Origin of the sequence: Paraburkholderia agricolaris, assembly GCF_009455635.1 — a bacterium.
GTDB lineage: Bacteria > Pseudomonadota > Gammaproteobacteria > Burkholderiales > Burkholderiaceae > Paraburkholderia > Paraburkholderia agricolaris.
The window spans coordinates 244,703-255,723 of record NZ_QPER01000002.1; the positions used below are offsets into that span (position 1 = coordinate 244,703).

Here is an 11,021-nt window from a genome sequence, read left to right on the forward strand (position 1 = left end):
TGGGAAGGGTGAAGCGACACCCGAAAACCGGGTACTTTTGTATTTTCACACGGTTTCGGCCGGACTCAGCGTGATGACGAGCGGCCCAGTTCGAGCCAGCGCTTATCTTCATCAGCCGGTCGGCGGCTTGCCGGTGAAAACCGCCAATTGAGCGTCGAAAGCGCGTTTGTAGGTGGGCCGCGCTTCGCCGCGGGCGACATAGGCGGAGAGGTTCGGGTATTCGCCCAGCAAACCCGATGCTTTCAGCCTGAGCAGCACCGACACCATCATCAGGTCGCCCGCGCTGAACGCACCATCGAGCCAGTCGGCGTTGCCAAGGCGATCGGAAAGCTCACGCAACCGGTCTCGGATGCGATCTTCGACGATAGGCAGGCGCTGCTCGTACCAGGTCTTGTCCGCCTCCTGAAACCTGGTGGTCTGGAGATCGAGGATCGGCGGCTCAATTGTGTTGAGCGCCGCAAACATCCATGTGATCGCGCGTGCCCGGGCATTCGCATCGTCAGGTAGCAGGCCTGCATGATGCTCTGCGATATGGAACACGATGGCTCCCGATTCGAACAGGGTCAGCGCGCCTTGTTCATAGGTCGGGATCTGCCCAAAGGGATGAAGTGCTCGATGCGCGGGTTCCTTCATTGCGCTGAACGAAACAAGGCGAACCTCGTAAGCTTGGCCGGCTTCTTCAAGCGCCCAGCGAACCCGCATGTCACGCGCCAGTCCCTTGCCGCGATCGGGCGACCGTTCAAAGACGGTGATAACGGGGATCGGTTGCGGGGGCATGGTGACTTCTCCTTTGCTGGATGTCTCGTTGAGTGCCGGACACGTGACTCCGGCGCTTATCTACCAGACGTTCGCGATAGGGCTAAATCGACATCCTCGAACTAATTTTTCTCAGGGATTGGGTCAATCGGTGTCCAGAACGACATCATCCGGGCACGAGACCGGTCTTCGCCATTTTGTTGAAAGCCCCGGGTACGAATTCGGATCGTATGCATGCGGGCCAGAATTTGCCTGAATTCCCAGGTACCATCCGAAGCGGGTCAGCTCACTTGTCGGTATCCAGCAAGGTCTCAGCGGTGATGACGGTGCAGTATTCCAGGTCCAGATTGGCAAGCGACATTGCGTGCACGTCTTCCGCGCTTCGCAGGTTGCCGTTCCAATCTTTTCGATCAAACGTAAAACAGCAATCGGCTACGAGGTAGGTTGTGAAACCCAGGTTGCCGGCCATGCGGACCGTCGCTTCGACAGAGTTATTGGTGATGACGCCGGCGACCACCAATGTGTCATGGCCTTGGGCGCGGAGTTGAGCTTCCAGATTCGTACCTATAAAAGCATTGTTGGTCCGTTTCGGAATGACCGGCTCGCCGGCGACAGGTGCGGCCTCAGGTTTGAAGTCGTGTCCGCTTTGGCCCGGTCGATAATGCGAGCCGGGTTCGGTCGAGTCGTGCCGAATGTGCCATACCGGCCAGCCATGCCGCCGCCAGTGGTCGAGCAAACGTGCAATCTGAATCTCGGCAAGCGGGTTGTTTCTGCGCCCCCAGCTTGGGTGGTCTATGGCTTTCTGAAGATCCACGAGCATAAGCACGGCGCGGGCCGGGCGTGGCAAGGCAGTCATTTTTGATCCTGCGTAAGCGGACGTTGTCGCGAAGCGATTCGATTCAGGACTTTATCGCAAGTCAGCCGCAAGCCCGCACTCGCGGCAGTTGCTCGGCTTGATGCGGCCAGGACGAGACACTTGACTAAGGCGCCTGGATCGTCAACATCCCATGAGTGCGCGGGATGGATGTATTCTGCGCACCTCTCTCCTCTAACAACCTGGCCCGTGAACAGAAATGAGCGGTTTTGTCTTCACGGAGACTCTTCAACGGAGATACGAACGATGACCTCGAAAAGCATCCGCAGAGCAACCGCAGAGGACGTGGCAGTTCTTACACAGATCCGGAACGATGCGCATGCAAAGAAGGTGGCTCATAGCGACTATGCGTGGGGTAAGGAGGGAGACGGATTTTCCGAGCGGTGGGTACGAAACAATGTCTCCCAGAAGGAAGTGTATGTCGTTGAACTGGATGGCATGCCGGCTGGAACGTTCTCATTCGATCTGGACGATGAAAGGCACTGGGGACCTCAAGAACCTATTGCTGGTTATGTGCATGGCCTTTCTGTGCGGAAAGGTTTTAACGGACGCGGACTCGGGAGTTTTATGCTTGATTGGTGCGCTAACAAGGTGAGCGGCCTGAACCGGCGTTTTGTTCGACTCGACTGCGCCGTCCACAACGGGAAGCTATGCGCTTACTACGAGTCGCTCGGCTTTATCCGCGTAGGCCTGTACCCGGAACCCGAACCCGATGGCTACGTCTGGTCGCTATACGAGAAATCGGCTGACTAACTTCAAATGATTGTGCGGGATGCTATTGCCGCCAGAATGACCGGCAACTGGGCCGGTTTTACAAAATGGTGATCGAAACCCGCCTTGAACGATTCGACCCTTTCAGCGGGCGCACGCAGTGCGGTTACCGCCAGCAGCAACGGACGGGGGACGACGCTCATACGCCGGATTTCTCTCGCCACCGCGTGACCGTCCATTCGGGGCATCTGGATATCGAGCATCACCACGTCAGGACGCCAGGCGTGGTAAGCGGCGAGCGCGCTGACCCCGTCTACAGCCGTCTGGATGGTGTAGCCGTAAGCCTCGAAGAACAGCACGTAAGCATCGACCAGATCCGGGTCGTCGTCCGCGATGAGTAAGCGCTCGGCTTTCGCAGTGGACACTTGATTCCTTTGGGTTGCCCTCTCGTCACGCAATATATGGGCCCGGTAGAGTCAGAACAGCCATTTGTGCGTAATATGGATTCACGTAATGCGCCATACTGAGTCTTTCCGCTTCCTTGAGGGTAAACATGCGACTGGCTGACTTCATCCTGCGCGACATGGAAACGATTCTGATGCAGTGGGAGACGTTCGCCGCTACTCTGCTGCCGGCAGCCGGGGACATGAAATCGCTTGCTCTGCGAGACCACGCACAACAGATTCTGCAAGCCGTAGCGAAGGATCTGTCGACGGCCCAGACAAGGAAAGCGCAAGCCGAAAAGTCGATGGGGCGAGCTCCCGTACTGATCGGGGCGCCAGAGACAGCTGCGCAGACGCACGCCCTTTTGCGGGCGCGCGGCGGGTTCGACATCAACCAGTTGGCCGCAGAGTACCGCGCCTTGCGCGCGAGCGTCCTGCGCCTCTGGATGGACGAATGTCAGCCAGAAGCTCCGCATCCGGACGATGTCATCCGGTTCAATGAGGCCATCGATCAGGCACTTGCCGAGTCGGTCAGGAATTTCAGCGTCCAGGTCGATCAGGCGCGCAATCTCCTGCTTGGCATGCTCGGGCATGACATGCGCAGCCCACTCCAGACCATCCAGATGACGGCCCAGTATCTGTCGGCACTCAACGCTGGGGAGCAGGTATCCGTAGCCGCATCCCGTTTGATAAGAAGCGGCGCTCGCATGCAGGCCCTTCTGAACGATATGCTTGATTTCAATCGAACCAGGCTCGGTTTGGGGATCAATATCGTGTCGACAGATGGCGACCTGGAGAAACTGCTTGCCGACGAACTCGACCAGTTGCGGGCAGCGCACCCGGCCTGTCAGATCGATCTGGAAGTGAAAGGGGACTGTCGGGGAGTTTGGGACGGTCGCCGTCTGCAGCAGCTGCTCGGCAACCTGGTGTTGAATGCGATCAAGTACGGCGCGCCGGATGCCCCCGTGCGGGTGGTAATGACCGGCGAAGAGCAGAACGTTCGTTTCGAGGTCCGGAATCAGGGACCGGCCATCGATCAAACGACTCTGCAACGGATATTTGATCCGCTTCAGCGTGGCCTGAATCAGAAAGACTCATATAACAACGACGGCAACCTGGGGCTCGGACTCTATATCGCGCGTGAAATCGCCAAGGCTCATGGAGGCGAGATCGAGGCGCGGTCCGACGAGGCAGAAACCGTGTTCGCTGTGCGCCTGCCTCGTCTTTCATAGCGTTCGTGCTATGTCCACAGACCGGCCGTCAGCGCGTATGCATACGTTTAAAACACGTAACGACGCGCCATATTCCTTGCTGCGCCGGAATTATCGGACGACTATAGTTAAGTCGTGCCAGAAGTTTCCAGCAGTTCGTTCTCGAAGGTAATGCCGCGGGATGCACCGCGTGACGATGTAAGCCTCCTACCGCATCAGTAGCAGGTCACCGGAGCAAACCGTGACAAGGCGCATACCTCTGGACGATGAGCATGAGTTCGCGTTCTGGAAAACAGAGCAGGAGGCCGAAGCAAAGTCCCTCCGGCGTGTTCTTGTTGGGCACAAGGACAAGGCAATCGGCGAGTCACTTTGCATTTTGCTGTCTCTTAAAGGCTATGAGGCGGTATATGCACGTGATACTGCGCAAGCCCGGCTATACCTTAGGTGCTGGGCACCCCATGCATTGCTGCTGGACACAAGACTTGACGCCGCGTCCGACTATCAATTCATTCAGACAATCCGGGCGGACGCAGCTACCGCAAATGTGCTGATTCTTGCGATGAGTAATATCTGGCCGCTTGATTCGGTGCTGGCCTTGCGAAAAGCGGGCTTCGACGGGCATTGCCGAAGACCATGCTCGCTTTGGCGCATTGTCGATCTGCTGGACGGACACTTCGTCGAAACGGTCAAACGTCGCGGCCAACCGTAGAAGAGAAAGAACTTGGGTTTAGACGTAGTTGCCGTCCCGGTTGGATCCGAAAAGGGCCACCTTATCGATTGGCAACAAAAAAACCGGCGCTGAGCCGGTCGTTCTGTTCCTGCACGCCTGCAAGGACTTAACCAGGCGTGCCTGGGTGACGAACACGCGTACGGGCGTTCCATACTCCTAGCGACGTCCAGACACGCTTTCCCCAAGGCTTCGGTTTCGGCGGCACTTCCGCGTTCATGTCCTTCGAATCCTGCGTGGGTGCGATCGCTTCGCTGTGCTCCTGTGCAAGCGCCGCAGTCTCCCTACGTTTCCTGTTTTCCTCAATTTCTTCCTTGTCCACTTGGTCATCAATCATGCTGCTCTCCCACTTTGAGAATCGGTGCGCGTACTGGCTTTCTGTCCGTACGCGGGCGGTACGGCGAGACGACTGCATGTCGAATCGTGTTTCACGTTACTGGTCACGCGGCTGGCAGGGCGGAAATGTCTGGCAGAACGCGAATCGCCGTACCCCCGGAACACACGCAATGTTGGGAGGCATCGTAGCCACGGCTGGGGTTTGGAAACTGAAGCACCGCGATCAGCTTTGCTCGCATACCGCCGAGTAGCGCTACTTACTGGCGGTTGAATCGACGTTTGAGCGGCGATCGCACGATGAGGCTCCGAAGTAAGAGGCCCATCATTAGCGACCGGCCTGCCCACTGTATACCCTTTGGGCGGTACTGATGTCTTTCTTTTCTAAAAACCTCGTAATTCAGGTTTCCGAAATATTTTTAGATGTCGACCAGTCGTCGCCGGCGTGGGTCTGGCCATGCAAGATTCTCCAGATCAGGCACGGATCATATCGATGACGGCTTGCGACAGTGCTCCGCCCACCTCTCCAAGCCTGTCGACGGCATCGAAATGGTGCCCGTCCCGTTGACGCACGATCCGCACGTCGAGACCGTGGTTATTCAGGAGCGTCTGGTATTCCGCCTGCAACCTGTGGAACTCATCGGACTCGTCTCCGCCGACGGTCAGGATGAACGGCAGAACCGTCGATGGCAGATGGAACTTCGGGCTGAAATCAGCCACCTCCCGCTCATTGAGTTTGACGGCGTTGTTGAGATAGCACAGCCGGATCGGTTCCAGGTCGTAAAGACCGCTGATCGCGCAAGCACCCTTCACGACGTTTGCGGGGAGATCATGCTTCGTCCAGTCGGTGCCGGCTAGAATCGCGGTCAAGTGGCCGCCTGCCGAGCTTCCGGACACGTAGATTGCGTCGCGGTCGAGGCCGAGCGTTTGTGCGTTTCGATAAAGATGGGCGATCGCCTGGATGTTGTCCAGAACGATGTCCCCCATTCGCACTGAGGGCGCGAGTCGATAGTTCACGACTGCCACGTTGATGTTCGCTTCCAGATAGGGAAGCGCCACTGTGCTGAAGTCGGATTTATCGAGCGATTGCCAGTAGCCGCCATGAATGAAGATGAGGACCGGACGCCCTTTGTCCTTCGCGGGGAAGAAATCGAGCATTTGTTTTTCGTCCGCGCCATAGCGCACATTTTCGTTCACCGTGTGGTCGCGACGAAACTGGGCGCTCGTTTGCGACCAGCGGGCGAATATCTCCAGATGGTCCGGGATTCCGGCGCGGACATTGTATTGTTGATCCAAAGCCTCTTGATTAAACGAACGGTAAACCGGCATCCTGTACCTCATTGAAAGTGCGTTAAAGGAGTAAGCGAACATTCGGGCGTCCGCGTCACTCCGTAAATTACAGGTGCTGTGGGCTGGCACGCTCGCGCGCAAGTGACAACATTGATTGAGGACACGCCATGTTCGGCAAGAGCGAAAACCGGGACGACTACCAACTCATCCAGCAGCGAGTCGGGGGGATGGCCCGCGATCTACCCGACAGGTTCTTCATCGACTATCACGAACATCGGCGCGGCCAGCTGATTTACGCGTACGCGGGGTCCATTCTTGTCACTGCTGAGGGCGGCTCGTGGGTCGTGCCGCCGCTGCGCGCCGTGTGGGTTCCGCCTCGGGTACGCCATTGCATGCAGGCAATTGGGCGTATTGAAATGCGCACCCTCTACTTCGATCCGGGACACACACCACTCGCCTCGACCGCATGTTGCGTGGTTTCCATATCGCCGCTGCTGCGCGAGTTGATCGCGTCTGTCGTCAAGATGCCGGTTGACTACGACGAACACGGGCGCGACGGTCTCGTGGTCGAGCTGCTGTTTCAGGAGATCAAACCGCTGCAGATCGAGCCGCTGCATCTGCCGATGCCGAACGATGCACGCATCGCACGTATTTGCCGCTGGATCGTCGCGAATCCGGCCGAGGAGACGTCGGTTACCTCCTGGAGCAAGGTGGTTGGCGCGAGTGAACGCACGATCATCAGATTGTTCCCCGAAGAAACCGGCATGACGTTCACGCGCTGGAGGCAGCAGGCCCGTTTGCTCGCGGCCGTGCAGATGCTCGCTAACGACCGCCCTGTCACCGAAATCGCCACGGAGCTCGGTTACGACAGTCCTAGCGCGTTCAGCGCGATGTTCCGCAAGGCGTTGGGCAGTAGCCCCACGGAGTATTTCCGGCGTACCGACACCGACTGAGGCGTGTCGCTTATCCCGCCTTTTATTCATCGCCAGAATGGCGTCAACGCGACGAATCCTGGCACTATCGCGAGCGTCCGCTGTGCGCTAATTGTTCATAGTGATCGTGAATGCCGCGTGGGCGGCAAACACAGGAGCTGTAATGACAATTTACGATCGCATTCGCGAAGCGGGAATAACGCTTCCGACACTTGCTATTCCCGCCACTGCATTCCGTCCCTACGTTCTTTTAGATAATCAACTGATCGTTTCGGGACAATTGCCGGTGCGCGACGGAAAGGCACTGTTTACCGGCAAAGTGCCTGACGTGGTGTCGGTAGCCGATGCTCAGAGTGCAGCGCGACTGTGCGTGGTCAACATCCTGGCGTGGGCACACCATGCTACGGAAGGCGATCTGAACCGGATCAGGAAGGTATTGCGACTCGGCGGCTTTGTCGCGACGTCGGACGGTTTCGCCGATGCCCCTGCCGTTATCAATGCGGCGTCCGAGCTTGTCACCCAGATTTTCGGTGAGCGAGGCTCGCACGCAAGAATCGCGATAGGCGTGGCAAGCCTGCCCCTCAATGCACCGGTGGAAGTCGAAGCGACGTTTGCGCTGGCGGGATGAAATGGGCGCGACGGGCGGACTGCCCGTATGCGCAGGGGAGCGCGCACCGCCATGCAGTTGCGCGCCATCCTGTCAGACGAAGATAACCGTCGTGTCTCGAGTCGGCGCCGAGGTTGGCCCGGGTCGCGCCGACAACATTCAATTCACTCCTTCACTTATACGTCGACATGACTCCCACCTACTTGTGCGCCGACATGCGCCGGACCGACCTCGCGTGGACTGACTGGCCCGCCATCGAAAAATTTCTGAAAGACGAACTGATCTGCCGCGCCGCGGTTCACGACACGCCGTATCCGTACATCACGGCGCAAAGCTTTACGTTCGTCGGCGATGCGTTCCTGATTCACTGCTCGCGATTCGGAAAATTTTCTGCAGCGATCCATGCCAACCCGCATCTGATTATTGAAATCGATCGACCGGTGGCGCTCCTTAAAGCACCCAAAGGACAAAACACCAGTCTCGAGTACTACAGTGTGATCGCTCGCTGCCGGGCGCAAATCACGCATCTGACGAAAGACGTGATCGCGCACCAGAACCAGGCGCTCGACAAATTTCGGCCGGAGAAAGACTACACGCCGATTGAGGACGGCGCGGCCAATCAGATCATCGCGATGCGATGCGTGATCGACGAGATGACGGCCAAGAAACGCATTCTCGCGGACGGTCAATATTCGCCGCCCGGTCAACCGGAAGCTCCCTATGTCCGGTACCCGTTTGCCGCGGGCGCGACCCTGTCTGGTTTGCCCGCAGACGCGTTCGACAAGAACCGCTTCAAGTAAGCCGGTCACGGCCGTTCCCAAGTTGGCGTAGACGCGATAACCGACGGCATCTTCACGTGAGCCGCTGTTCTTTTGGAGTCCGATAGTGATTTTGCAGACACCGTTCGATGCGGTGTCCGTACTTTTCGATTCGACCCATGAGAACAGGAGACACGCATGAAGATGACAGGGATGGAAGTGGTAGGCGGCAACGCGGCCAGCCGGCTGGAACGGTTACCTGTTTGCGGCTACCACCGCATGCTGTTCGTAGTCATCGCGCTGGCATTTTTCTTCGACAACGTCGACCTCGCCACGATGACCTTTGTTCTCGGGTCCATCAAGAACGAGTTTGGCCTGAGCAGCGCGCAGGCTGGAATGCTGGGTAGCGCGAGCTTCGCCGGGATGGCGCTGGGTGCATTGTGTTCGGGAGCCGCCGCCGACCGGTTCGGCCGCAAGCCGGTGTTTCAGATCAGCATGATCGTGTGGGGCGTCGGCAGCTATCTGTGCTCGACCGCTACGGATGCGACCTCATTGGGTATCTTCCGGCTGGTTCTCGGCGTTGGAATGGGAATGGAGCTTCCGCTTGCGCAGACCATGCTATCGGAATTCATTCCGGCAAAGTCCCGGGGCCGCTACCTCGCAATGATGGATGGAAACTGGCCGCTGGCGTTTATCTGTGCCGGGCTGCTTTCATACTATGTACTGGGCGCGCACGGCTGGAGAACCTTGTTCCTGATCGAATCGATGCCGGCGGTCTTTCTATTCGTGGTTCGCCGCTATGTTCCCGAATCGCCGCGCTGGCTTGAATCGCGAGGACGGCACGTGGAGGCGGCGGAAATCGTCGAACGAATCGAGCAATCCGTGATGTCGCGCCTGCAATTGAAAAGTTTGCCGGCGACTAATCCGGTCGCTATCGAGTTGCGCGACGAGCAGGGTCTCAAGGTGTTGTGGTCGAAGGCTTATCGGAGCAGAACGCTGACGGTCGGTTCGCTGTGGTTCTTCTCCCTTCTTGGGTTTTATGGATTGAACACCTGGCTGGGCGCGCTCCTTCAACAATCCGGACTCGCCGTGACGAAATCGGTTCTGTTCACCGTCTATATATCGCTAGGCGGCGTGCCCGGCTTTCTATGGGCCGCTTGGGCGGTCGAGCGATGGGGACGCAAACTGACATGCGTCATCACCCTGGTGGGCGCCGCGGTGATGATCTTCGCGTTTGGCCGCATCTCGCATCTCAGTCCGGGCCCGTCTGCGCTGATCGCAGTCGGCGCACTGATGCAATTCTTCACGTTTGGCATGTGGGCCGTGCTCTACACCTACACGCCCGAGTTGTACCCGTCGAGAGCGAGGGCTTCGGGGTGCGGCTTTGCCTCATTCATTGGACGGCTTGGTGCGCTGATTGGACCGACGGTGGTCGGCCTGATCCTTCCAGTCTGGAAGAACAACGGCGTATTCGTTTTCGGTGCCCTCTGTTTTCTTGTGGCGGCACTCGTGGTGACGCGCTTCGGGATTGAAACTCGCGGCAGCACGCTGGAGAACGTGTCCGGTTAGCAAACCATTGAACGCTTCCGGCTTCATCGTTCCAAGTCTACTTATTCGACTCGATTATCATCGCTCTGATTGGAACGTCATAACAGGAAGGGAATGACCGATGAACCGGTTTGTCGTGATTTCCGGGTGCTCGGGCGGCGGCAAGTCAACGCTTCTCGCCGAACTTGCTCAACGGGGGTATGCCGTTGTGGAAGAGCCCGGCAGACGGATCGTACGTGCAGAGACGGAGAACAATGGCACTGCTCTACCTTGGGTAGATCTGCCTGCGTTCTTACGCCAGGTCATTGCGATGGCGCTCGCAGACAGAGATGCCGTTCGCACATCGGATGATTGGGTCTTCTTCGACCGGGGCATTGTCGACGCCGCGGCCACTCTCCAGCACCTTACCGGCGAGCCGATGCTGGCGACGCTCGGACATGCCCACCGCTATCACCCGCGCGTTTTCCTGACGCCGCCCTGGCCCGAAATCTATGTTCAGGACCCGGAGCGGCGTCACGGCATCGACAGTGCCACGTCGGAATACTTGCGACTTCTGGAAGCCTATCCGGCATTGGGATATGACCTTTCCTTATTGCCGAAGGTCGGTGTGACGGAGCGCGCAGACTTCGTCCTGGAGACGCTAGGCAACTGACGATCTCGTTAGTTGCCTCAGGGTCGCGCGCAACCGGTCGACGGCAAGCAATGTCCGGCCACGAAGAGATCACCCTGAAACCCCCCGCGAGCATTTGCGAAGCCACAACGCTTGTCCTCTTGCTCAGGGCACCCTGCTGCGGTGCGGTTTTCGCCACATGAGTCGATCTTTCCTCACGC

The 11,021-nt window shown here is 58.1% G+C and carries 13 protein-coding genes; 8 read left to right on the plus strand and 5 right to left on the minus strand.

Translation table 11 applies throughout. The features are described 5' to 3' along the window. Nucleotides 1-111: 111 nt before the first annotated feature. Both GH665_RS22500 and GH665_RS22505 read right to left on the minus strand, forming a co-directional pair. Nucleotides 112-777 carry a glutathione S-transferase family protein gene (locus GH665_RS22500; protein WP_153139030.1) on the minus strand — a complete coding sequence of 222 codons (666 nt, stop codon included), beginning with the start codon at nt 775-777 and terminating at the stop codon, nt 112-114. Between the two features lie 265 nt (nt 778-1,042). Continuing rightward, a complete protein-coding gene (locus GH665_RS22505; protein ID WP_153139032.1) occupies nt 1,043-1,612 on the minus strand; it encodes a cysteine hydrolase family protein in 570 nt (189 codons plus the stop codon). Between the two features lie 264 nt (nt 1,613-1,876). Here GH665_RS22505 and GH665_RS22510 point away from each other — a divergent pair, with 264 nt between their 5' ends. Next, nucleotides 1,877-2,383: a GNAT family N-acetyltransferase gene (locus GH665_RS22510; protein ID WP_153139034.1), complete on the plus strand. Its 507-nt coding sequence runs from the start codon at nt 1,877-1,879 to the stop codon at nt 2,381-2,383. 2 nt (nt 2,384-2,385) lie between these two features. Here the strand turns inward: GH665_RS22510 and GH665_RS22515 are convergent, their stop codons facing one another. After that, nucleotides 2,386-2,766, minus strand: coding sequence for a response regulator (locus tag GH665_RS22515; protein WP_153139036.1), 381 nt, complete (start codon nt 2,764-2,766; stop codon nt 2,386-2,388). Nucleotides 2,767-2,894: 128 nt separating this feature from the next. On the opposite strand from GH665_RS22515, the gene GH665_RS22520 reads away from it, so the two are divergent. Continuing rightward, entirely contained in the window at nt 2,895-4,016 is a 1,122-nt protein-coding gene (locus GH665_RS22520; protein WP_153139038.1) for a sensor histidine kinase, read from the plus strand. Between the two features lie 220 nt (nt 4,017-4,236). Continuing rightward, the gene (locus GH665_RS22525) at nt 4,237-4,704 is read left to right on the plus strand and encodes a response regulator (protein ID WP_153139040.1); all 468 of its coding nucleotides are present in this window, start codon (nt 4,237-4,239) and stop codon (nt 4,702-4,704) included. Nucleotides 4,705-4,831: 127 nt separating this feature from the next. Here the strand turns inward: GH665_RS22525 and GH665_RS22530 are convergent, their stop codons facing one another. Both GH665_RS22530 and GH665_RS22535 read right to left on the minus strand, forming a co-directional pair. Further along, a complete protein-coding gene (locus GH665_RS22530; protein WP_153139042.1) occupies nt 4,832-5,059 on the minus strand; it encodes a hypothetical protein in 228 nt (75 codons plus the stop codon). 470 nt (nt 5,060-5,529) lie between these two features. Then, nucleotides 5,530-6,384 carry an alpha/beta hydrolase gene (locus GH665_RS22535; protein ID WP_153139044.1) on the minus strand — a complete coding sequence of 285 codons (855 nt, stop codon included), beginning with the start codon at nt 6,382-6,384 and terminating at the stop codon, nt 5,530-5,532. Between the two features lie 128 nt (nt 6,385-6,512). Between GH665_RS22535 and GH665_RS22540 the strand changes: the two genes are divergently transcribed. The 5 genes from GH665_RS22540 to GH665_RS22560 all read left to right on the plus strand — a co-directional run bounded on the left by GH665_RS22540 (nt 6,513) and on the right by GH665_RS22560 (nt 10,842). After that, on the plus strand, nt 6,513-7,298 hold the full coding sequence (locus GH665_RS22540) for an AraC family transcriptional regulator (protein WP_153139046.1): 786 nt from the start codon (nt 6,513-6,515) through the stop codon (nt 7,296-7,298). A gap of 142 nt (nt 7,299-7,440) precedes the next feature. After that, nucleotides 7,441-7,905: a RidA family protein gene (locus GH665_RS22545; RefSeq protein WP_153139047.1), complete on the plus strand. Its 465-nt coding sequence runs from the start codon at nt 7,441-7,443 to the stop codon at nt 7,903-7,905. Between the two features lie 167 nt (nt 7,906-8,072). Further along, entirely contained in the window at nt 8,073-8,684 is a 612-nt protein-coding gene (locus GH665_RS22550) for a pyridoxamine 5'-phosphate oxidase family protein (RefSeq protein WP_174771748.1), read from the plus strand. A 156-nt stretch (nt 8,685-8,840) separates the two neighbouring features. Beyond that, nucleotides 8,841-10,211, plus strand: a complete 1,371-nt coding sequence (locus GH665_RS22555; RefSeq protein WP_153139050.1) for an MFS transporter — start codon at nt 8,841-8,843, stop codon at nt 10,209-10,211. A 100-nt stretch (nt 10,212-10,311) separates the two neighbouring features. After that, complete coding sequence (locus GH665_RS22560; RefSeq protein WP_153139052.1) at nt 10,312-10,842, plus strand: AAA family ATPase; 531 nt, start codon at nt 10,312-10,314, stop codon at nt 10,840-10,842. Nucleotides 10,843-11,021 lie beyond the last annotated feature (179 nt).

Excerpts from the sequence above, each read along its gene's own strand:
- GH665_RS22540 (WP_153139046.1), top strand. The coding sequence starts at position 6,513 with ATGTTCGGCAAGAGCGAAAACCGGGACGACTACCAACTCATCCAGCAG.
- GH665_RS22555 (WP_153139050.1), top strand. The coding sequence starts at position 8,841 with ATGAAGATGACAGGGATGGAAGTGGTAGGCGGCAACGCGGCCAGCCGG.
- GH665_RS22500 (WP_153139030.1), bottom strand. The coding sequence starts at position 777 with ATGCCCCCGCAACCGATCCCCGTTATCACCGTCTTTGAACGGTCGCCC.
- GH665_RS22530 (WP_153139042.1), bottom strand. The coding sequence starts at position 5,059 with ATGATTGATGACCAAGTGGACAAGGAAGAAATTGAGGAAAACAGGAAA.
- GH665_RS22545 (WP_153139047.1), top strand. The coding sequence starts at position 7,441 with ATGACAATTTACGATCGCATTCGCGAAGCGGGAATAACGCTTCCGACA.
- GH665_RS22535 (WP_153139044.1), bottom strand. The coding sequence starts at position 6,384 with ATGCCGGTTTACCGTTCGTTTAATCAAGAGGCTTTGGATCAACAATAC.
- GH665_RS22510 (WP_153139034.1), top strand. The coding sequence starts at position 1,877 with ATGACCTCGAAAAGCATCCGCAGAGCAACCGCAGAGGACGTGGCAGTT.
- GH665_RS22505 (WP_153139032.1), bottom strand. The coding sequence starts at position 1,612 with ATGACTGCCTTGCCACGCCCGGCCCGCGCCGTGCTTATGCTCGTGGAT.
- GH665_RS22520 (WP_153139038.1), top strand. The coding sequence starts at position 2,895 with ATGCGACTGGCTGACTTCATCCTGCGCGACATGGAAACGATTCTGATG.
- GH665_RS22560 (WP_153139052.1), top strand. The coding sequence starts at position 10,312 with ATGAACCGGTTTGTCGTGATTTCCGGGTGCTCGGGCGGCGGCAAGTCA.
- GH665_RS22550 (WP_174771748.1), top strand. The coding sequence starts at position 8,073 with ATGACTCCCACCTACTTGTGCGCCGACATGCGCCGGACCGACCTCGCG.